The organism is Serratia marcescens (assembly GCF_001902635.1).
Classification (GTDB): domain Bacteria; phylum Pseudomonadota; class Gammaproteobacteria; order Enterobacterales; family Enterobacteriaceae; genus Serratia; species Serratia marcescens_F.
On the sequence record NZ_MJAO01000020.1, the window covers coordinates 1 to 20,584 of the forward strand.

General features: G+C 57.6%; 18 protein-coding genes and 2 rRNA genes. 12 read left to right on the forward strand and 8 right to left on the reverse strand.

All coding sequences use genetic code 11. From position 1 onward, the window contains the following. Positions 1-111: ribosomal RNA gene (locus BHU62_RS18450) — 23S ribosomal RNA — on the forward strand; the annotation flags it as partial. A 106-nt stretch (positions 112-217) separates the two neighbouring features. Next, positions 218-333, forward strand: a 5S ribosomal RNA gene (gene rrf / locus BHU62_RS18455). Positions 334-405: 72 nt separating this feature from the next. Here rrf and mobB read toward each other — a convergent pair. Continuing rightward, the gene (gene mobB, locus BHU62_RS18460; RefSeq protein WP_073533400.1) at positions 406-924 is read right to left on the reverse strand and encodes a molybdopterin-guanine dinucleotide biosynthesis protein MobB; all 519 of its coding nucleotides are present in this window, start codon (positions 922-924) and stop codon (positions 406-408) included. After that, on the reverse strand, positions 921-1,511 hold the full coding sequence (gene mobA, locus BHU62_RS18465) for a molybdenum cofactor guanylyltransferase MobA (RefSeq protein ID WP_073533403.1): 591 nt from the start codon (positions 1,509-1,511) through the stop codon (positions 921-923). The genes mobB and mobA overlap by 4 nt, the downstream gene beginning before the upstream one ends. A 148-nt stretch (positions 1,512-1,659) precedes the next feature. Here mobA and BHU62_RS18470 point away from each other — a divergent pair, with 148 nt between their 5' ends. From BHU62_RS18470 to dsbA, 3 genes are all read left to right on the forward strand, one after another. Beyond that, on the forward strand, positions 1,660-1,929 hold the full coding sequence (locus BHU62_RS18470) for a YihD family protein (protein WP_073533495.1): 270 nt from the start codon (positions 1,660-1,662) through the stop codon (positions 1,927-1,929). Positions 1,930-2,027: 98 nt separating this feature from the next. Further along, positions 2,028-3,014 (forward strand): serine/threonine protein kinase, encoded by a 987-nt coding sequence (locus BHU62_RS18475; RefSeq protein WP_073533405.1) that lies wholly within the window; start codon positions 2,028-2,030, stop codon positions 3,012-3,014. A gap of 29 nt (positions 3,015-3,043) precedes the next feature. Continuing rightward, positions 3,044-3,667, forward strand: coding sequence for a thiol:disulfide interchange protein DsbA (gene dsbA, locus BHU62_RS18480; protein ID WP_004931264.1), 624 nt, complete (start codon positions 3,044-3,046; stop codon positions 3,665-3,667). A 43-nt stretch (positions 3,668-3,710) separates the two neighbouring features. Here the strand turns inward: dsbA and BHU62_RS18485 are convergent, their stop codons facing one another. Beyond that, complete coding sequence (locus BHU62_RS18485; protein ID WP_073533406.1) at positions 3,711-4,607, reverse strand: acyltransferase; 897 nt, start codon at positions 4,605-4,607, stop codon at positions 3,711-3,713. A gap of 497 nt (positions 4,608-5,104) precedes the next feature. On the opposite strand from BHU62_RS18485, the gene polA reads away from it, so the two are divergent. Then, positions 5,105-7,903, forward strand: coding sequence for a DNA polymerase I (gene polA / locus BHU62_RS18490; RefSeq protein WP_073533407.1), 2,799 nt, complete (start codon positions 5,105-5,107; stop codon positions 7,901-7,903). Positions 7,904-8,419: 516 nt separating this feature from the next. Here polA and yihA read toward each other — a convergent pair. Beyond that, positions 8,420-9,064 carry a ribosome biogenesis GTP-binding protein YihA/YsxC gene (gene yihA / locus BHU62_RS18495; RefSeq protein WP_073533408.1) on the reverse strand — a complete coding sequence of 215 codons (645 nt, stop codon included), beginning with the start codon at positions 9,062-9,064 and terminating at the stop codon, positions 8,420-8,422. Positions 9,065-9,796: 732 nt separating this feature from the next. On the opposite strand from yihA, the gene yihI reads away from it, so the two are divergent. Both yihI and hemN read left to right on the forward strand, forming a co-directional pair. Further along, entirely contained in the window at positions 9,797-10,336 is a 540-nt protein-coding gene (gene yihI, locus BHU62_RS18505) for a Der GTPase-activating protein YihI (RefSeq protein WP_073533409.1), read from the forward strand. A gap of 182 nt (positions 10,337-10,518) precedes the next feature. Then, complete coding sequence (gene hemN / locus BHU62_RS18515; RefSeq protein WP_073533411.1) at positions 10,519-11,892, forward strand: oxygen-independent coproporphyrinogen III oxidase; 1,374 nt, start codon at positions 10,519-10,521, stop codon at positions 11,890-11,892. 34 nt (positions 11,893-11,926) lie between these two features. Here hemN and BHU62_RS25040 read toward each other — a convergent pair whose 3' ends face one another. The 4 genes from BHU62_RS25040 to glnA form a co-directional block, all read right to left on the reverse strand. Next, a complete protein-coding gene (locus tag BHU62_RS25040) occupies positions 11,927-12,049 on the reverse strand; it encodes a YshB family small membrane protein (RefSeq protein ID WP_015379453.1) in 123 nt (40 codons plus the stop codon). A gap of 113 nt (positions 12,050-12,162) precedes the next feature. Further along, entirely contained in the window at positions 12,163-13,575 is a 1,413-nt protein-coding gene (gene glnG, locus BHU62_RS18520) for a nitrogen regulation protein NR(I) (RefSeq protein ID WP_073533412.1), read from the reverse strand. Between the two features lie 8 nt (positions 13,576-13,583). After that, on the reverse strand, positions 13,584-14,633 hold the full coding sequence (gene glnL / locus BHU62_RS18525) for a nitrogen regulation protein NR(II) (protein WP_073533413.1): 1,050 nt from the start codon (positions 14,631-14,633) through the stop codon (positions 13,584-13,586). Between the two features lie 192 nt (positions 14,634-14,825). Then, positions 14,826-16,235, reverse strand: coding sequence for a glutamate--ammonia ligase (gene glnA / locus BHU62_RS18530; RefSeq protein WP_019452181.1), 1,410 nt, complete (start codon positions 16,233-16,235; stop codon positions 14,826-14,828). Positions 16,236-16,605: 370 nt separating this feature from the next. Here glnA and typA point away from each other — a divergent pair, with 370 nt between their 5' ends. The 4 genes from typA to dtd all read left to right on the forward strand — a co-directional run bounded on the left by typA (position 16,606) and on the right by dtd (position 20,565). Further along, on the forward strand, positions 16,606-18,429 hold the full coding sequence (gene typA / locus BHU62_RS18540) for a ribosome-dependent GTPase TypA (protein WP_073533415.1): 1,824 nt from the start codon (positions 16,606-16,608) through the stop codon (positions 18,427-18,429). A gap of 166 nt (positions 18,430-18,595) precedes the next feature. Next, positions 18,596-19,186 (forward strand): glucose-1-phosphatase, encoded by a 591-nt coding sequence (gene yihX / locus BHU62_RS18545; RefSeq protein WP_073533416.1) that lies wholly within the window; start codon positions 18,596-18,598, stop codon positions 19,184-19,186. Between the two features lie 51 nt (positions 19,187-19,237). Beyond that, positions 19,238-20,128 carry a virulence factor BrkB family protein gene (locus tag BHU62_RS18550; protein WP_073533417.1) on the forward strand — a complete coding sequence of 297 codons (891 nt, stop codon included), beginning with the start codon at positions 19,238-19,240 and terminating at the stop codon, positions 20,126-20,128. Further along, positions 20,128-20,565 (forward strand): D-aminoacyl-tRNA deacylase, encoded by a 438-nt coding sequence (gene dtd, locus BHU62_RS18555; RefSeq protein WP_073533418.1) that lies wholly within the window; start codon positions 20,128-20,130, stop codon positions 20,563-20,565. Before BHU62_RS18550 ends, dtd begins: the two co-directional genes overlap by 1 nt. The last annotated feature ends 19 nt before the right edge of the window (positions 20,566-20,584 follow it).

Below are 20,584 nucleotides of genomic sequence, written 5' to 3' on the forward strand. Positions count from 1 at the left end.
TCTTTAAGGCCCCTGAAGGAACGTTTAAGACTAAGACGTTGATAGGCTGGGTGTGTAAGTGCAGCGATGCATTGAGCTAACCAGTACTAATGATCCGTGAGGCTTAACCTTACAACACCGAAGGTGTTTTGGTGAGACCAAGACAATATTCAGCTTGTTTACAGATTGGTTCTAATGGCGACACGAGAGTGAAGCGGTTGGAATGAAACAGAATTTGCCTGGCGGCAATAGCGCGGTGGTCCCACCTGACCCCATGCCGAACTCAGAAGTGAAACGCCGTAGCGCCGATGGTAGTGTGGGGTCTCCCCATGCGAGAGTAGGACACTGCCAGGCATCAAATAAAGCCGAAAGCCCTGAACTGACGTTCAGGGCTTTTTGCTATGCGTAAAACGCAAAAAAGCGCAGCTACGCTGCGCCTTTCAGCCACTCGACGATAAACTCGGCGATGCTTTCAGGTTGATTGATATCCAGCTGTTTAACCGTGATGGATAACGGCCGGTCGCTGGCTACCGCTACGACAAACGTATCCAACATCTCTTCCAGCGGCCTGCCGATCTCAGCCCGATAAAGCAGGATCTTGCTGACCGGCTCATGTTTGAATCCTTCCACCAGAATCAGATCAACCTTATCGGCGTCAAAGCGCCCCGCCAGGTAGCGCAGATCCAAAGGTTGTTGCTCCGGCGTTTCAGTCATCAGTGCCCAGCGGCGATCGCTGGCGACCAGCGTTTGGTCGGCGCCCGCTTTGCGCAGCTCATAGCTGTCTTTACCCGGCGTATCCACATCCATATTGTGATGCGTATGCTTTATCAGCCCGACCCTCACCTGGCGCTGTTTCAGCATCGGGATCAGCTGTTTGAGCAGGGTGGTTTTCCCCGTTCCGCTGTAGGCACCGATGGCCAGCAAGGGGGGCAATGAATGATTCATTTTTTTAGCTCTCGCGCTTGCTGCCAGTTCAGGCAGTCTTCCGGCGTATTCAGGTTATGAAATGCCGCTTGTTGCCCGCTGAACACTACACGTTGTGCGCCGATCTGATGCAAGAACAGCATCAGCTTGCGATCGCCGCGCGCCAGATAGTCGGCCAGCTGCGGCGCCAGCCGGGTATGCAATAATGCCAGCGTAGGGTGATCTCGTTCCCCATCGCTGGCAAAGGCGGCCGGCGCTGCGCCTTTTTGCCGCCATAGCTGTGTGACTAAGTCGGCGGGAAAGTCGGGAACATCGCAAGGGACGAAGGCCACCCACTCGCTGGGAGCTTGTTTGAGCCCGGCCAGCATGCCGGCCAATGGTCCGGCGAAATCGGGTGTCAGATCGCCAATTACCGGCAGATCGCTGGCTTGGTAACGCGCCTGATTGCGATTGGCGCTGATGGCGACGGAAGCCACCTGCGGCCGTAACCGGGCCAGTACGTGCTGATAGAGCGCGATACCGCCAATCGACACCAGGCCTTTATCCTCACCGCCCATGCGCGTGGCTCGTCCGCCGGCCAAAATCACACCGCTGATTTTATTATGCATCTCGTTTATCCCGCCTTGTCGATGCGCTGATTGTAGCGCTAAAGCCGGCGTGACATCAGGATTTACCTTTATTGACAAGCAGGTTCTTTCACTGTGTGGGTAAGCCTGCTACTTTGTGAGTTTATTCATGCTATTGGACGATATTGAGATGAAAACGCATCGCGTAAACGAGTTGATCGAGCTGTTGCACCCGGCCTGGCAGGAAGATCCCGATCTCAATTTAATACAGTTTTTGCAAAAGCTGGCGAAGGAAGCGGGCTTTCAGGGCGAGTTGTCCGAACTGAGCGATGACATTCTTATTTACCATCTGAAAATGCGCGGTAGCGCCGGCACGGATCAGATCCCTGGCCTGAAGAAAGACTACGAAGACGATTTTAAAACGGCGCTGTTGCGTGCTCGCGGCGTTATCAAGGACTGACCATCGTGCGGTGCGGGAAAGCATAGCTCGTGAAATGCGTCATTAATGCTACTATTTCTCATTCCCGGCACCGTACTGTCAGCGATCAAATGAACGTTATGAATAACTCAGCTTTTAATTTCCAAACCCTGTCGCCCGATCTGATTATGGACGCACTCGAAGGGATTGGCCTGCGCGTCGATTCCGGCCTGACGGCGCTGAACAGCTACGAGAACCGCGTCTATCAGTTTATGGACGAAGATCGCCGGCGTTACGTGGTGAAGTTTTACCGCCCAGAGCGCTGGAGCGCCGCGCAAATCGGTGAGGAGCATCAGTTTGCTCTGGATCTGGCGAATGCGGAGATTCCGGCGGTGGCGCCGTTGGCGCTGCAAGGCACGACGCTGCATACGCATGGCGGCTTCTTCTTTGCCGTGTTCCCCAGCGTGGGTGGCCGGCAATACGAGATAGACAATTTGGATCAACTGGAATGGGTGGGCCGCTTCCTGGGGCGCATCCATCAGGTCGGCGGCGAGCGTTTGTTTACCGAGCGGCCGACAATGGGGATTGAAGAGTATCTCAGCGCCCCGCATCAGGTGCTGGCCGCCTGTGAGTTACTGCCTGCGGCGCAGCGCGATACCTTCCTACAGGCGACAGATAATCTAATCGCGGCGATCAAGCCACACTGGCATCAGAATTGGCAGCCGCGCCGTTTGCACGGCGATTGCCATCCGGGCAATATTCTGTGGCGCGACGGCCCGCTGTTCGTCGATCTTGACGACGCACGTAATGGCCCGGCGGTGCAGGACTTGTGGATGCTGTTGCACGGCGAGCGTCGCGATCAACTGATGCAGCTGGATGTCTTGCTGGAGGCGTACGGCGAATTTGCTGAGTTCGATCAGCGCGAGCTGGCGTTAATTGAGCCGCTGCGGGCGATGCGCATGGTGTATTACCTGGCCTGGGTCGCCCGCCGTTGGCAGGATCCGGCCTTCCCTAAGAGTTTTCCGTGGATGACGGAGTCTGGTTTTTGGTTGTCTCAGACTGCGGCCTTCACCGAACAGGTTAAGCTGTTACAGGAGCCCCCTCTGCAGCTGACGCCAATGTATTGAAGCTTTAACACAATGGAGAGTTTAGTCTTATGAAAAAAATATGGTTGGCGCTCGTTGGCATGGTGATGGCATTCAGTGCCTCGGCTGCACAGTTTAGCGATGGTGCTCAGTACGTGACCCTGGACAAGCCAGTGACCGGCGAGCCACAGGTACTGGAGTTCTTCTCCTTCTATTGCCCGCATTGCTACCAGTTCGAGCAGGTTTATCACGTGTCTGAAAACGTGAAGAAGGCGCTGCCTGCCGGCACCAAAATGACCAAGTACCACGTAGAGTTCCTGGGGCCGTTGGGCAAACAGCTGACTCAGGCGTGGGCGGTGGCGATGGCGCTGGGTGTGGAAGACAAGGTGAGCCCGCTGATGTTTGAAGCGGTGCAGAAAACCCAGACCGTGCAAACGCCGGATGATATCCGCAACGTCTTCGTGAAAGCGGGCGTGACCGCCGCTGATTATGACGCGGCCTGGAACAGCTTCGTGGTGAAATCTCTGGTGGTTCAACAGGAGAAAGCCGCGGAAGATCTGCAGTTGCGCGGCGTGCCGGCGGTATTCGTGAACGGCAAATACATGGTGAAAAACGATGGCCTGGATACCAGCTCAATGGACGCTTACGTGAAGCAGTTCGCTGACGTGGTCAAATTCCTTAGCCAGCAGAAATAAGCCAGACATAAAATGAACAACGCCGGCATTGCCGGCGTTTTTTTTACCCATATTGCCGCTTCAATTTATCCAGCAACCGATCTTTTTCCTGCCACAGCGTATTCAGCCACAGCTGGAAGCGCCGCTTGAACTGTTTGTCGTTGAAATAGTCCCCGTGAAGGGTTTCATCGATCGGCAGCGTCTCTATTCTCACCACGATATGCGTCAGCCGCCCACACAGCATATCCATAAAGGGCCGTTGGTTATTTTTCGGATAGAGCAGGGTAACGTTCAACACTTTGTCGAACTGATTGCCCAACGCGCTGAGCGTAAACGCAATGCCGGCGGCTTTGGGCGCCAGCAAATTGCGATACGGCGAATTGCTTTTAATTTTCTTGGCTTCGGTGAAGCGCGACCCTTCGACGAAATTGACGATGGTGGTTGGGCGCTGGCGGAATTTTTCGCAGGAACGGCGCGTCGTTTCGATATCCTTGCCGCGTTTCTCCGGATGCTTGAGCAAATAGGCGCGGGAGTAACGTTTCATGAATGGCATGTCCAGCGCCCAGCAGGCCAGACCGACAAAAGGCACCCAAGCTAACTGTTGCTTGAGGAAGTACTTGTTCATTGGAATATGATTTCTGAACAGCACGCACAATACGACAATGTCCGACCAGCTTTCGTGGTTGCTGATCAGCAGATACCAGTTTTTACGATCCAACCCCTCCAGCCCTTCAATATCCCAACGTAATTGCCCGTTAATGCGCAATAACAGCGCCAGCCCCTGACACCAGCACCACATCATGAAATCGGCGAAAGCCGAGATATATCGCCAAACGGCGGGAATGGGCACCAGGAGTTTCACGATGCCGGCCAGCGTGATGGGGATGGAACACAAGACCGTCACCAGAATGGTGAGTATGACGGAAATGATAAAGATAACAGGCGTTAACAATCTTGGCATGGTTATGGGCTGACGGTTGTTGAGAACATCGTTGCATGCCGAAGCGCATGAACAAAAACATATTTTAACAGAAATCGCCGGGGTAAAGCGCCGCTAAAAATCACTGTTTTTCGTCTCATCGGATAACCATTTGCTGAGTTTTCGTGCAACTTTCCCAGCTTGTGCTAGGGTAATTGAGGCGCCGAATTTGATTAATAGTGCGATTAAAATCCGGCGAAAGTTATATCCACAAATTCAATAAAAGCCAGTAATAAAGCGTCGCCGGAATTCGTTCTTTTAACGCGGTGATTTAAATAGGAATTTTATTCACCGTTATAACGACAATCGCAGCGTTATAATTCGGTCTCTTTTCTATGCACAAAGTTATCCACAGGTAAGATCTTGCGGATCCTCGCACACCATCACATCATTTTCATCCGCAATGCACGCTAAGGTTCGTCTCCGGCGGCCAGCTATGGCATGCTTACCCCTATGTCCGATCACGATAAAGAAACGCTATGGCCCAGATTGCAGAAAACCCACTAATCCTGGTTGACGGTTCCTCCTACCTCTACCGCGCTTATCACGCCTTCCCGCCGCTGACCAACTCGGCGGGCGAGCCGACCGGCGCGATGTACGGCGTGCTGAATATGCTGCGCAGCCTGCTGCTGCAGTATCAACCGAGCCACGTTGCCGTGGTGTTTGATGCCAAAGGGAAGACCTTCCGCGATGAGCTGTTCGCCGAATACAAGTCGCACCGGCCGCCGATGCCGGACGATCTGCGTGCGCAGATCGAGCCACTGCACAGCATGGTCAAGGCGATGGGCCTGCCGCTGCTGGTGACGCCCGGCGTCGAGGCGGACGACGTAATCGGTACGCTGGCGCTGGAGGCCGAAAAGGCCGGCCATGCGGTGCTGATCAGCACCGGCGACAAAGACATGGCGCAGCTGGTGACGCCGAACGTCACCCTGATCAACACCATGAACAACACGATCCTTGGCCCGCAGGAAGTGTGCGACAAGTACGGCATTCCACCGGCGCTGATCATCGACTTCCTGGCGCTGATGGGCGATTCATCGGACAACATTCCCGGCGTGCCGGGCGTGGGCGAGAAAACCGCCCAGGCGTTGCTGCAGGGGATTGGCGGGCTGGATGCGCTGTACGGCAATCTGGATAGCATCGCCACGCTGAGCTTCCGCGGCGCTAAAACGATGGCGGCCAAGCTGGAGCAGAACAAAGAGGTCGCCTACCTCTCCTATAAGCTGGCGACGATCAAAACCGACGTCGAGCTGGATCTGACCTGCGCTGAGCTGACGGTGTCCGCACCGGATGTCGATACGCTGCAACAGCTGTTCAAACAGTATGAATTCAAACGCTGGCTGGCGGATGTGGAAGCCGGCGTATGGCTGGAAAGCAAGAAAGGCGCAGGCGTGAAAGCCACCGCTGCAGCCAAACCGGCCGCCGTTGCGGAAGCGCCAAAAGCGCCGGCGGAAGCCAAGCTGTCGCAGGACGGTTATATCACCATTCTGGACGAAGCGACCTTTACCGACTGGCTGGCACGCCTGAAGAAGGCCGAAGTGTTCGCCTTCGATACCGAAACCGACGGCCTGGATACCCTGACTGCCAATCTGATCGGCCTGTCCTTCGCGATCGCGCCGGGTGAAGCCGCGTATCTGCCGGTGGCGCACGATTATCTGGATGCCCCGGCGCAGCTGGATCGCGCCTACGTGCTGGAAGCGCTGAAGCCGCTGCTGGAAGACGAGAAGGCGCTGAAGGTCGGGCAAAACCTGAAGTTCGACATGAGCCTGCTGGCACGCTACGGCATCGAGATGCGCGGCATCGCCTACGACACCATGCTGGAGTCCTATGTGCTGGACAGCGTCGGCGGCCGTCATGATATGGACAGCCTGGCCGATCGTTACCTGGGCCACAAAACCATCACCTTCGAAGAGATCGCCGGCAAGGGTAAAAACCAGCTGACGTTCAACCAGATCGCGCTGGAGCAGGCGGCGCCTTACGCCGCCGAAGACGCCGATGTGACGCTGCAGCTGCACCTGGCGATGTGGCCGCAGCTGAAACAGAGCGCGGAGCTGCTGACGGTGTTCAACGAGATTGAAATGCCGCTGCTGCCGGTGCTGTCGCATATCGAACGCACTGGGGTGCTGATCGATCCGGCCATTCTGTCGGCCCATTCCCAGGAGCTGGCCAAGCGTCTGGCGGAACTGGAGGCGCAGGCGCACGAGCTGGCGGAAGAGCCGTTCAACCTGGCGTCGACCAAGCAGCTGCAGGCGATCCTGTACGAAAAACAAAAGCTGCCGGTGCTGAAGAAAACCCCGGGCGGGGCTCCTTCTACCAATGAAGAGGTGCTGGCCGAGCTGGCGCTGGACTACCCGCTGCCGAAGGTGATTCTGGAATACCGCGGCCTGGCGAAGCTGAAGACCACCTATACCGACAAGCTGCCGCTGATGATCAATCCGGTCAGCGGCCGGGTGCATACTTCGTACCATCAGGCGGTGACTGCCACCGGCCGTCTCTCCTCGAGCGATCCGAACCTGCAGAACATCCCGGTGCGCAACGACGAGGGGCGGCGCATTCGCCAGGCCTTCATCGCACCGGAAGGCTACCGCATCGTCGCGGCCGACTACTCGCAGATCGAGCTGCGCATCATGGCGCATTTGTCACAGGATGAAGGGCTGCTGAAGGCCTTCGCCGAAGGGAAAGACATTCACCGCGCCACGGCGTCGGAAGTGTTCGGCGTGCCGTTGGATAAAGTGACCGGTGAGCAGCGCCGCAGCGCCAAGGCGATTAACTTCGGTCTGATTTACGGCATGAGCGCCTTCGGCCTGGCGCGTCAGTTGGGGATCCCGCGTGGGGAAGCCCAGCGCTATATGGACCTGTACTTCGAGCGTTACCCGGGCGTGCTGGATTACATGGAGCGCACCCGCCAGCAGGCTTCCGAGCAGGGCTATGTCAGCACGCTGGACGGGCGCCGCCTGTACCTGCCGGATGTCCGCTCCAGCAACGCCATGCGCCGCAAGGCGGCCGAGCGCGCCGCCATCAACGCCCCGATGCAGGGCACGGCGGCTGATATCATCAAGCGCGCGATGATCGAGGTCGACGCCTGGCTGCAAGGGCAGGAGCAGCCGCTGGTGCGCGCGATCATGCAGGTGCACGATGAATTGGTGTTTGAGGTGCACGAGTCGGTGATCGAAGAAGCCAGCCAACGTATCCGCCAATTGATGGAAGGCAGCATGACGTTGGCGGTGCCGCTGAAGGTCGATGTGGGCGTCGGCATGAACTGGGATGAAGCGCATTGATCGCAGGTTTATCGCCGGATGCGCTAACTGGCGAGAACCTAAGCATTTTTCGTAATTAAGCTACAAGATGCGGCGATAGTTTCCCCAACTTCGCCGTTATTGCGCCGCAAATTGTGTAAGTAAACTACAAAAAATTCTTTTGCCCTGCGAAAAAATGATGTAGAGTTACAGGCGTAGGGTACAGAGGTAAGATGTTCTATCTTTCAGACCTTTTACTTCACGTAATCGGATTTGGCTGAATATTTAGCCGCCCCAGTCAGTATTGACTGGGGCGTTTTTTATTGTAAAAACAGCAGCAAACCATACGTTTTTCCTATCGTACCGCTCCGCTTTTCGTTTCCGCTTCCGCTCCCTCAGCGCCGTAATCCGGCGAGATAAGCCCGCCCTGGCGATAAGTTTTTATGATGGCTTTATTTCAGAACTGTAATTAGATAACAGAAAATCCCGCTTGCGACCGATCGTCGGGCATAAAAAAGCCGATGCGGTAAGGCATCGGCTCAGGCGTTCGGCTGGGCGTTATTCGCCGGCTTGGTCTTCCGGCAGCACTTCCGGCGGGATCTCGTTAAACCAGGTGTCCAGTTTCTGGCGCAGCTTGTCGACGCCGATCTTTTTCAGCGACGAGAAGGCTTCAACCTGAATGTCGCCCATAAACGGCAGCACCGCTTCACGCACCATATTGAGCTGCGCCTTGCGCGCGCCGGAGGCCAGTTTGTCGGCTTTGGTCAGCAGCACCAGCACCGGCGTACCGACGTCGACCGCCCACTGGATCATCTGCTGGTCGAGATCTTTCAGTGGATGGCGGATATCCATCAGCACCACCAGGCCTTTCAGGCTGTTGCGCATTTGCAGGTATTCGCCCAGCGCGCGTTGCCATTTGCGTTTCATTTCTTCCGGCACTTCGGCGTAGCCGTAGCCCGGCAGGTCGACCAGGCGAATGCCGTCTTCCACTTCGAACAGGTTGATCAGCTGGGTGCGCCCCGGCGTCTTACTGGTGCGCGCCAGGCTTTTCTGGTTGGTCAGGGTATTCAGCGCGCTGGATTTACCGGCGTTGGAACGGCCGGCAAAGGCGACTTCAATACCTGCATCCCCCGGCAGATGGCGAATATCGGGTGCGCTGGTGACGAAATGGGTCACGTGATAGTTGTAGTTCTTGCTGGTCAAAATTTTTCGTCTCCGTGAGGATGGCTAACTGGTTGGCGATTATAACTGCATCAGCGGTAAAAATGGCGTGTTTCTCCGTTTTTAAGCGGCGGGCCGCGATAAAACGGCAGTTATGCTGCGCGTACGTTGTGAGACATTTGCCATTCGAATCGCGGGTAATGTCGCTTTATTCGAAAGTGAAAATTCTGTTTTTATTTTAAAAACAACATGTTGTTTTTTCGTTGTGTGGAAATGTCGCCAAAATCGGCGGCAGGTGCCTTGAGCCGGCGTAACAATAACGTAAAGTAGTCGTCAACGCGGGGGCGCGGGATTATGGAACATCCGGGAAGGATGACGAATCTCAGGGAATGCACAGGGCGTGCAATGAGTACCAGGATGAACGCAAAAGGAATTGACCCTTTCGCACCGGAATGTGCGGCAGGCACATTGGATGTTGAAGTGTTGGCAGTTTGGATGCCCGCTGGAAGCGCGCTCGGGAAGAGCGGAGGCGAACGGATTGCGCCAGGGATGATTTTCCTTTCAGGATGAAGGACGTAGTGGCAGGGAACGCGGTTACAGCAGAGGGAAAAACCGGGATGTTGCATGTGCGCAAGGAGCGCGTAACAGGAATACCCTTCGTGAGAAGGTGCGAAATAGGCGGCAGGTTTAACCTGCCGCCTTTTTTCTTTGTCCGCTTTCTGCTAGATTCCGCCGCAATTCTATACTGAATCTACATACCTAAGAGCACACGCTATGAACCAGCCATCAAAAGCACCTCGCGGCAGCGCGGCGAAGTCAAAAACGAAAAAGAAAAGCCGTATGGAGCTCGATCAGGAAGCGCGCGAGCGTAAGCGCCTGAAAAAGCGCCGCGGTCACGCTTCCGGTTCGCGCACCCAGGTGGAGTCCGGCAGCCAGAAAAACAAAGCGGCGGCAGAAGCCAAAGATCCGCGTATCGGCAGTAAAGTGCCGGTTGCGCTGGTGGTCGACGAAACCAAAGTGAAGGCTAAACCGCAGCCGAAGCCAAAAGCCGAAGCGAAACCGCGCCTGTCGCCGGAAGAAGAACTGGCGAAGCTGGAAAATGACGAGCGCCTGAACGCGCTGCTGGATCGCATCGACGACGGCGAAACGCTGAACGCGGAAGAGCAGACGTATGTCGATAAGACGCTGGATCGCATCGATGTGCTGATGGACGTGCTGGGCATCGAACTGGGCGACGAAGACGACGAAGAAGAAGAAAAGCAGGAAGACATTCTGAAGCTGCTGAAAGGCGGCAACCCGAAAGACGCTTTTTAACGCGCTATGTGGCTAATCCCGACAATAGCCCTACTCTTGATGTGTTATCTGCTGTGGTTATTCGGTAAACTATGGCGGCTGTCTAAGCGCAAAGCGCGTTTTCGCAGCGCTTCCGTGGCCAGACAGCGCAGACAACCGCCCATCTCCCGGCCCGGTAGAAAAAGATATCGGAAGGAGTGAGCATGTCAGAGCAGACGATTGTCTGGGATTTGGCCCTGATCCAAAAGTATAACTATTCAGGGCCGCGTTACACCTCATACCCCACGGCGCTGGAGTTCAACCAGAGCTACGACGAAGCGGCGTTTCAACGCGCCGCTGCGCGCTACCCTGAGCGGCCGCTGTCGCTGTACGTGCATATCCCTTTCTGCCATAAGCTGTGCTACTTCTGCGGCTGCAATAAGCTGGTTACGCGTCAGACGCATAAAGCCGACGAATACCTGAACGTTTTGGCACAAGAGATCGCCGGCCGCGCGCCGCTGTTTGCCGGCCGCAAAATCGGTCAGATGCACTGGGGCGGCGGTACGCCTACCTACCTGGACAAAGCGCAAATCAGCCGGCTGGTGGCGCTGCTGCGCGAACATTTTGATTTTCTGCCCGATGCGGAGATGTCGATCGAAGTCGATCCGCGCGAGATAGAGTTGGACGTGCTCGATCATTTACGCAGCGAAGGCTTTAACCGTCTGAGCATGGGGGTGCAGGATTTCAACAAGCAGGTGCAGCAGCTGGTTAACCGTGAGCAGGACGAAGCGTTTATCTTCGCCCTGATCGAGCGGGCCAAAGCGTTGGGCTTCCGCTCGACCAATATCGATCTAATCTACGGCCTGCCGAAACAGACGCCGGAAAGCTTCGCGTTCACCCTGCAGCGGGTGGCGGAACTGAATCCCGATCGCCTCAGCGTGTTCAATTATGCGCACATGCCGAATCTGTTCGCCGCCCAGCGCAAAATCAAGGACGCCGATCTGCCCGACGCGCAGCAGAAGCTGGATATCCTGCAGCAGAGCATCGCTTTCCTGACCGACGCCGGCTATCAGTTCATCGGTATGGATCACTTTGCGCGCCCGGACGACGAGCTGGCGATCGCCCAACGCGAAGGCAAGCTGCACCGCAATTTCCAGGGCTATACCACCCAGGGCGACAGCGATGTGCTGGGGCTGGGCGTGTCGGCCATCAGCATGCTTGGCGACAGCTATGCGCAGAATCAGAAAGAGCTGAAGAGCTACTATGGCAGCGTACAGGCGCAGGGCAACGCGCTGTGGCGCGGGCTGGCGTTGACGGACGACGACTGCCTGCGGCGCGATCTGATCAAAACCTTGATCTGCAATTTCCGCTTGGCGTATCAGCCGCTCGAACGGCAATACGGCATCGATTTCACCGCTTGCTTTGCCGAAGACCTGCAGCTGCTGGCGCCGTTTGAACGCGATGGGCTGGTGGAGCGTGACGAGCAGGGCATTCGCGTCACGCCGCGCGGGCGCTTGCTGATCCGCAATATCTGCATGTGTTTCGACCGCTATCTGCGGCAACAGGCGCGCAGCCAGCAATTCTCACGGGTGATCTGAGGATGAAAAAACAGCCGCTGATGCGGCTGTTTTTTTAACTGAAGAAGTTAATCAGCGCGGCGCACAACACCGCGGCAACCGCCGCCTGCGGGGTGTGGCTGGCGGCGGAGCCCAGCTCCGCGCCCTGAGAAATGAATACGATGAATGAGTCCAGCATCGTCAACCTCCAGAGTGTGCGACACGATCATACTGCGCCCGCACCGGCTGTAAAGCCTGGTGCTGGCGTTTTTTTGTGCGCTGGACTGCGTTTTTCATCATCCACCCCGGCACCTATTCCATGCCCAGCTCTTTGAGCTTGCGGGTCAGGGTATTGCGCCCCCAGCCCAGCAGGCGTGCGGCTTCCTGTTTGTGCCCCTGGGTGTGGCGCAGGGCGGTGGTGAGCAGCGTGCGCTCCATTTCCGGCTGCGCTTCCGACAGCAGGTTTTGATGACCGGAACGCAGCGCGCGATCGGCCCATTGCGCCAGCAGCGTGGCCCAGCTGTCCGGCAGGCTGTGGTTGGGGTTTTCCGGCGCGGCGGTTTCGAACAGCTCGCCCGGCAGATCCTGAATCAGCACTTCCTGCCCGGCGGCCATCACCGTCAGCCAGCGGCAGGTGTTCTCCAACTGGCGCACGTTGCCCGGCCAGGGCAGGCGGGTCAGCGCGGTTTCGGTTTCCGGATGCAGGTTCTTGGCTTCTACGCCCAGTTCTTTGGCGGCGATCTGCAAGAAGTGGCGCGCCAGCCGCGGGATGTCTTCACGGCGCTCGCGCAGCGGCGGCAGGTGCACGCGGATCACGTTCAGGCGGTGGAACAGATCTTCGCGGAACTTGCCTTCCTGCACCCGCAGCTCCAGGTTCTGGTGCGTGGCGGCGATGATGCGCACGTCGACCTTCACCGGCGCATAGCCGCCGACCCGGTAGAACTGGCCGTCCGCCAGCACCCGCAGCAGGCGCGTTTGCACGTCGAGCGGCATATCGCCGATCTCGTCGAGGAACAGCGTGCCGCCGTCGGCCTGTTCAAAGCGCCCCTGACGGATCTGGTTGGCGCCGGTGAAGGCGCCTTTCTCGTGGCCGAACAGCTCGGACTCGATCAAATCCTTGGGAATGGCGGCCATGTTCAGGGCGATGAACGGCGACTTGGCGCGCGGGCTGTGGCGGTGCAGCGCATGCGCCACCAGCTCTTTGCCGGTGCCGGATTCGCCGTTGATCAGCACGCTGATCGATGAACGCGACAGCCGGCCGATGATGCGAAACACGTCCTGCATTGCCGGCGCTTCGCCGATGATGTCCGCCGCCGGATCGCTGGCCGGCTGGCTGCGCGCCGGTTGCTGCTGCTCCTGATAGTGGCTGATGGCGCGCTCGACCAGCGCTACCGCTTCGTCGATGTCGAACGGCTTTGGCAGGTAGTCGAAGGCCCCTTGCTGGTAGGCGCTGACGGCGGCGTCCAGATCCGAATGCGCGGTCATGATGATCACCGGCAGCATCGGGTGCCGCTGTTTGATTTGTTTGAGCAGCGCCAGGCCGTCGATACCCGGCATGCGGATGTCGGACAGCAACACGTCGGGGGTTTGCGTGGCCAAGGCTTCCAGCACGTCATTGCCGCCGTCGAAGGTGGTGCAGCTCATGCCCGCGCCGGTGAGCGCGCGCTCAAGCACCCAGCGGATGGAGCTATCGTCATCGACGACCCAGACTATCCCTCGTTGCATAGCAAACCTCACTGACGAATGGGCAGGTAGACCGAGAATTCGGTGTGGCCTGGCCAACTGTTGAACTCAATTTTTCCGCAATGCTGATCGATCAGATTGCGGGCGATGGATAATCCCAGGCCGGTACCGCCTTCACGGCCGCTGACCATCGGGTAGAACAGCGTGTCTTGCAAATGCGCCGGCACGCCGGGGCCGTCGTCTTCGACGTCGATGCGCGCCGCCAGGCGGTAGCGGGTGCCGTGCAACGTTATTTGAAACGCGGTGCGGGTGCGCAGCGTGATGGTGCCGCCCGCTGCGCCCAGCGCCTGCAGCGCATTGCGGGTGATGTTCAGTAGCACCTGTTCGATCTGGTCTGGGTCGTGGGCCATTTCCGGCAGGCTCGGGTCGTAGTCGCGCACCAGCGTGACGTTATCCGGCATCTCCAGCGACACCAACTGGCAGACGCGTTCCGCGACCTGGTGGATGCTCTGGGTAATGTGTTGGCCGGGCCGCTGTGGCCCGAGCAGGCGATCCACCAGATTGCGCAGCCGATCGGCCTGCTCGATGATCACTTTGGTGTATTCGGTCAGCGCCGGATCGGGCAGCGCTTTGGCCAACAGCTGTGCCGCGCCGCGCAGGCCGCCCAGAGGATTTTTAATCTCGTGCGCCAAACCGCGCACCAGATCGCGGGCCGCCACCTGTTGGGCGTGCTGCAGCTGTTCCTGGCTCAGGCGGCGCTGATTGTCCATCGGCGCCAGCTCGACCAGGATGTAGCCTTCCGGCAATGCCTGAGCGGTCAGGGAGAGAATATGCGCGCGGCCATCGACTACCAGGGTCACTTCGTTGTCGGTGAAGCCCTGACCGGCGCGCAGGCTTTCACGCATCAGGTCGACGTTAAGTGAAAAATAACCGAGCAAATCGGGCAGCGGTGTGCCGAACAGCTTGCGGGAGCTTTGCGCCAGCAGTTGCTGCGCCGCCGGGTTGGCGTAGTGAACCGCCAACGCGTCATCCAACAGCAGGATGCTGTTGATGAGTGAATTGAGGATCTGCCCAGCATCGGGCAGCTTGCCAGTTGCCATACAGCAGACTCCTGCACCTTTTTAGTGCATCTATCCTACTCCATCCGGGATCGGCGCGGTATGGAATAGTTTTGCAGAAAAGACGGTGGAGAAAAAAACCCATCCGAAGATGGGCTGAAAGTTTCCACGGCAACAAAAAAGCGATAACAAAAATATGGGCGCCGTCCGCGTCGGCAGACGGCGCGGCAGGGCTTAAACGCTGTAGTACAGTTCGAACTCAACCGGGTGTGGCGTCATGCGGACGCGGTCCATCTCTTCTTTGCGCAGTTCGATGTAGGCATCGATCGCATCGTCGGTGAACACGCCACCGCGGGTCAGGAACTCGCGATCTTCGTTCAGTGCAGCCATAGCTTCGTCCAGCGAGCCGGCCACTTTTGGGATCTCGGCTTCTTCTTCCGGCGGCAGGTCGTACAGGTTTTTGTCCATGGCGTCGCCAGGGTGGATTTTGTTGATGATGCCGTCCAGGCCGGCCATCAGCAGTGCGGCGAAGCACAGGTATGGGTTAGCCGCTGGGTCCGGGAAGCGGGCTTCGATGCGGCGCGCTTTCGGGCTGGAGACCACCGGGATACGGATGGACGCGGAGCGGTTGCGGGCGGAGTAAGCCAGCATCACCGGCGCTTCATAGCCTGGTACCAGACGCTTGTACGAGTTGGTGGTCGGGTTGGCCAGGGCGTTGATCGCTTTGGCGTGCTTGATGATGCCGCCGATGTAGAACAGCGCGGTTTCAGACAGGCCGCCGTATTTATCGCCGGCGAACAGGTTGGTGCCGTTCTTGGACAGAGACATGTGGCAGTGCATGCCGGAACCGTTATCGCCGAACATTGGCTTCGGCATGAAGGTGGCGGTTTTGCCGAAGGCGTGCGCCACGTTGTGCACCACGTATTTGTAGATCTGAATTTCGTCGGCTTTCTTGGTCATGGTGTTGAAGCGGGTTGCCACTTCGTTCTGGCCGGCGGTCGCCACTTCGTGGTGGTGCGCTTCAACCACCAGGCCCATCTCTTCCATGGTCAGACACATGGTGGAACGCAGATCCTGCGAAGAGTCGACCGGTGGAACCGGGAAGTAACCGCCTTTCACCGCAGGGCGGTGGCCTTTGTTGCCGCCATCGTATTTTGTGCCGGAGTTCCAGGCACCTTCGATGTCGTCGATGGCCACGTGGGAACCGCGAATGCTGCTGCCGAAGCGGATGTCGTCGAACAGGAAGAACTCAGGCTCTGGCCCGAACAGCACGGTGTCCGCAATGCCGGAGGAGCGCAGGAAGTCTTCGGCGCGTTTGGAGATGGAACGCGGGTCGCGATCGTAGCCTTGCATGGTGCCCGGCTCGAGAATGTCGCAGCGAATGATCAGCGTAGGTTCTTCGAAGAACGGATCCAGGACCGCCGTGCTGGCGTCCGGCATCAGTACCATGTCAGATTCGTTGATGCCCTTCCAACCACCGATAGAGGAGCCGTCAAACATTTTACCTTCTTCGAAGAAGTCGGCGTTTACCTGGTGAGCCGGGATAGTGACGTGTTGCTCCTTACCCTTGGTGTCAGTGAAACGCAGGTCTACGAATTTCACTTCATGCTCATTCAGCATCGTCAAAACGTGTTCAGCGGACATACTTAACTCTCCCGGTTTATCATTGTCGTCGTCGTGGAACGAATCTATGGAACTGGCTTTTTTTCGCCTTGAAAAGACTAAAGCGAAAAGCGTGCCAACTTTTAAAAAAGGCTTTTATCGCCTTTCTGCGCGGGTTTTACCCAGCCACAGTATGCACCATTCGCGGCTCAGTGCACCAACGTGGTGCAATAAGGGTGAGGGCGAGCACTGAAATGGTGCAAAAGTGCAACGATTGCGGCTTTTTGCACCGTGAAAGGGATCACAAACTGACCGGTGTGCGGTTGTTTATAAGAGATGGTTGTGATCTTGTTTAGTCCCTCGCTTAATACGTGTACAATAGCGCGCTATTTCTAATGCCTGAGGCAAAGCTGTGATCGAAAATTTGCGTAACATCGCCATTATTGCCCACGTTGACCATGGTAAAACCACCCTGGTTGATAAGCTGCTGCAACAATCCGGTACTTTCGGAGAGCGTGCGGAAGCCACCGAACGCGTAATGGACTCCAACGATTTGGAGAAAGAGCGTGGGATTACCATCCTCGCAAAAAACACCGCCATTAATTGGAAAGACTACCGCATCAACATCGTGGATACCCCGGGACACGCCGACTTCGGCGGCGAGGTAGAGCGCGTGATGTCAATGGTTGACTCGGTGCTGCTGGTTGTGGATGCAATGGATGGCCCTATGCCGCAAACCCGCTTCGTGACCAAGAAGGCCTTCGCCAATGGTCTGAAGCCGATCGTGGTCATCAACAAGGTTGACCGCCCTGGCGCGCGCCCTGACTGGGTTGTGGATCAGGTGTTCGACCTGTTCGTTAACCTCGACGCGACCGACGAGCAGCTCGACTTCCCAATCATCTACGCTTCTGCGCTGATGGGCATCGCGGGTACCGATCACACGGATATGGCGGAAGACATGACCCCGCTGTACCAGGCGATCGTCGACCACGTATCTGCGCCGCAGGTTGAGCTGGAAGCGCCATTCCAGATGCAGATCTCCCAGTTGGACTACAACAACTACCTGGGCGTTATTGGTATCGGCCGCATCAAGCGCGGTAAAGTGAAGCCGAACCAGCAGGTCACCATCATCGACAGCGAAGGCAAAACTCGCAACGGTAAAGTGGGCAAAGTGCTGGGCCATATGGGTCTGGAGCGTATTGACAGCAACCTGGCGGAAGCGGGCGACATCATCGCCATCACCGGCCTGGGCGAGCTGAACATCTCCGACACCATCTGCGATACCAACGCCGTAGAAGCGCTGCCGGCGCTGTCTGTCGACGAGCCGACCGTGACCATGTTCTTCAACGTCAACACCTCGCCGTTCTGCGGTAAAGAAGGTAAGTACGTGACCTCGCGTCAGATCCTTGAGCGTCTGAACAAGGAACTGGTGCACAACGTGGCGCTGCGCGTTGAAGAAACCGACGATGCGGACGCTTTCCGCGTATCCGGTCGTGGCGAACTGCACCTGTCGGTGCTGATCGAAAACATGCGTCGCGAAGGTTTCGAGCTGGCGGTTTCCCGTCCGAAAGTTATCTTCCGTGAAATCGATGGCCGCAAGCAGGAGCCATTCGAGAACGTGACGCTGGATATCGAAGAGCAGCATCAGGGTTCCGTGATGCAGGCGATGGGCGAGCGTAAAGCCGACCTGAAAAACATGGATCCGGACGGTAAGGGCCGCGTGCGTCTCGACTACGTGATCCCAAGCCGCGGTCTGATCGGCTTCCGTAACGAATTCATGACCATGACTTCGGGCACCGGTCTGCTGTACTCCACCTTCAGCCACTACGACGACGTGCGTCCGGGCGAAGTGGGCCAGCGTCAGAACGGCGTGCTGATCTCCAACGGCCAGGGCAAAGCGGTTGCGTTCGCGCTGTTCGGCCTGCAGGATCGCGGCAAGCTGTTCCTGGGCCACGGTGCGGAAGTGTATGAAGGCCAGATCATCGGTATTCACTCACGCTCCAACGACCTGACCGTCAACTGCCTGACCGGTAAGAAGCTGACCAACATGCGTGCTTCCGGTACCGACGAAGCGACTACCCTGGTTCCGGCCATCAAAATGACCCTGGAGCAAGCTCTGGAGTTCATCGATGACGACGAACTGGTAGAAGTGACGCCGACCTCGATCCGTATCCGTAAGCGTCACCTGACGGAAAACGATCGTAAGCGTGCCAGCCGCGGTCCTAAAGAAGCGTAATCGCTGATTTAGTGTCCCATGCTTAGGGCGCGGTTCTCGCGCCCTGAGTTTTTTCCTCTGTTGTTCCCCGTTTGTGCGGCGCGCCATGCGCTTTTCCGTTCGCTCCCTGTTCAGCTGTTCCTTTTCCCGCTACAGTGAAATCTCACCGGCCCATCAGGAGAGGACTATGCTGTATATCTTTGATTTAGGTAATGTGATCGTCGATATCGATTTCAAGCGTGTGCTGGGCGTGTGGAGCAATTTGAGCGGCACGCCGTTGGCGGTGCTGTCCGATCGTTTCACTATGGGTGAGGTGTTCCAGCGGCATGAACGCGGTGAAATCAGCGACGAAGACTTCGCCGGCAAACTGTGCGATGAAATGGGCATCGCGCTCAGCTTCGAGCAGTTCGCCACCGGCTGGCAGGCGGTATTCGTCGCGCTGCGCCCGGAGATGATCGACATCATGCAGCGTCTGCGCAACGAAGGCCACCGGGTGGTGGTGTTGTCGAACACCAACCGCTTGCACTGCAACTACTGGCCGCAGCACTATCCTGACGTGGCCGCCGCTGCCGATCATCTCTACCTGTCGCAAGATCTCGGTATGCGCAAGCCGGAAGCCGACATTTACCAGCACGTGCTGGCTGCGGAAAACGTTGCCGCCGCCGATGCGGTGTTTTTCGACGATCATCCGGCGAACGTCGCCGCCGCGCAGGCGCTGGGGATCAAGGCGGTGCACGTCACCGATCGCGACGTGGTGCCGGCCTACTTTGCCCAATGAGCGCGGGGCGCGTTAAGCTTAAGGCGTATCAACTGACATCAAGGAGTGACCATGTCGTTCTTCCGCCGCAAGCCGCTGCCCTCTGCGATTAAGCCCGGCGTCACCTTCGGGCGGTTGCTGTACCAGCGCATTGACCACGATGGCCTGACGATGTTGGCGGGCCATCTTGCCTATGTTTCCCTGCTGTCGCTGGTGCCGCTGGTCACCGTGGTGTTCGCCCTGTTCGCCGCTTTCCCGATGTTTTCCGACATCAGCGAGCAGCTGAAAAGCTTTATTTTTTCCAATTTCGTGCCGGCCGCCGGCAACGTCATACAGAACTACCTGGAGCAGTTCGTCGCCAATTCCAACAAGATGACCGCCGTCGGCACCTGCGGGCTGATCGTCACCGCGTTGCTGCTGATTTCCTCGGTGGACAGCGTGTTGAACACCATCTGGCGCAGCAAAAACAAGCGGCCGATCGTCTTCTCCTTCGCCGTGTACTGGATGGTGCTGACGCTGGGGCCGCTGCTGGTGGGTGCCAGCATGGCCATCAGCTCCTACCTGCTGTCGCTCAACTGGCTGGCGCAGACCGGCGTCAACGGCCTGGTGGATCAGGTGCTGCGCATCTTCCCGCTTATTCTGTCGTGGATCTCCTTCTGGCTGCTGTATTGCATCGTGCCGACGGTGCGGGTACCGCCCAAAGACGCGCTGATCGGCGCGCTGGTGGCTGGGTTGCTGTTCGAGCTGGGTAAGAAGGGGTTTGCGCTGTACGTCACCATGTTCCCCTCCTATCAGCTGATTTACGGCGTGCTGGCGGTGATCCCGATTTTATTCCTGTGGGTCTACTGGAGCTGGTGTATCGTGTTACTCGGCGCGGAAATCACCGTGACCATCGGCGAATACCGCGACTACCGCCGGCAGAAGGCGGAGCAACAGGAACAAAAATCAGAAGGGCAGCAGTAATGATTGCGTTGATTCAACGGGTGTTAAACGCCAGCGTAACGGTTGGTGGTGAGACGGTAGGCAAGATTGGCCCCGGTTTGTTAGTGTTATTGGGCGTGGAGCAGGGCGATGACGAGCAAAAAGCGCAGCGCCTGTGCGAACGCGTGCTGGGATACCGCATTTTCGGCGACGAGAACGACAAGATGAATCTCAACGTCCAGCAGGCCGGGGGCAGCGTGCTGGTCGTTTCGCAGTTCACCCTGGCGGCGGACACCCAAAAGGGCATGAGGCCCAGCTTCTCGCGCGGCGCAGCGCCGCAGGAAGCCGATCGGTTGTATCAGTATTTTGTTGGCCAGTGCCGCGAACGCGGCGTAGAGACCCAGACCGGCGAGTTCGCCGCCGACATGCAGGTGGCGCTGGTCAACGATGGTCCGGTGACATTCTGGCTACAGGTCTAAGCATTCGGAGAACAGGCGT

Excerpts from the sequence above, each read along its gene's own strand:
- mobB (WP_073533400.1), bottom strand. The coding sequence starts at position 924 with ATGAATCATTCATTGCCCCCCTTGCTGGCCATCGGTGCCTACAGCGGA.
- mobA (WP_073533403.1), bottom strand. The coding sequence starts at position 1,511 with ATGCATAATAAAATCAGCGGTGTGATTTTGGCCGGCGGACGAGCCACG.
- BHU62_RS18470 (WP_073533495.1), top strand. The coding sequence starts at position 1,660 with ATGAAAACGCATCGCGTAAACGAGTTGATCGAGCTGTTGCACCCGGCC.
- BHU62_RS18475 (WP_073533405.1), top strand. The coding sequence starts at position 2,028 with ATGAATAACTCAGCTTTTAATTTCCAAACCCTGTCGCCCGATCTGATT.
- dsbA (WP_004931264.1), top strand. The coding sequence starts at position 3,044 with ATGAAAAAAATATGGTTGGCGCTCGTTGGCATGGTGATGGCATTCAGT.
- BHU62_RS18485 (WP_073533406.1), bottom strand. The coding sequence starts at position 4,607 with ATGCCAAGATTGTTAACGCCTGTTATCTTTATCATTTCCGTCATACTC.
- polA (WP_073533407.1), top strand. The coding sequence starts at position 5,105 with ATGGCCCAGATTGCAGAAAACCCACTAATCCTGGTTGACGGTTCCTCC.
- yihI (WP_073533409.1), top strand. The coding sequence starts at position 9,797 with ATGAACCAGCCATCAAAAGCACCTCGCGGCAGCGCGGCGAAGTCAAAA.
- hemN (WP_073533411.1), top strand. The coding sequence starts at position 10,519 with ATGTCAGAGCAGACGATTGTCTGGGATTTGGCCCTGATCCAAAAGTAT.
- BHU62_RS25040 (WP_015379453.1), bottom strand. The coding sequence starts at position 12,049 with ATGCTGGACTCATTCATCGTATTCATTTCTCAGGGCGCGGAGCTGGGC.
- glnG (WP_073533412.1), bottom strand. The coding sequence starts at position 13,575 with ATGCAACGAGGGATAGTCTGGGTCGTCGATGACGATAGCTCCATCCGC.
- glnL (WP_073533413.1), bottom strand. The coding sequence starts at position 14,633 with ATGGCAACTGGCAAGCTGCCCGATGCTGGGCAGATCCTCAATTCACTC.
- glnA (WP_019452181.1), bottom strand. The coding sequence starts at position 16,235 with ATGTCCGCTGAACACGTTTTGACGATGCTGAATGAGCATGAAGTGAAA.
- yihX (WP_073533416.1), top strand. The coding sequence starts at position 18,596 with ATGCTGTATATCTTTGATTTAGGTAATGTGATCGTCGATATCGATTTC.
- BHU62_RS18550 (WP_073533417.1), top strand. The coding sequence starts at position 19,238 with ATGTCGTTCTTCCGCCGCAAGCCGCTGCCCTCTGCGATTAAGCCCGGC.
- dtd (WP_073533418.1), top strand. The coding sequence starts at position 20,128 with ATGATTGCGTTGATTCAACGGGTGTTAAACGCCAGCGTAACGGTTGGT.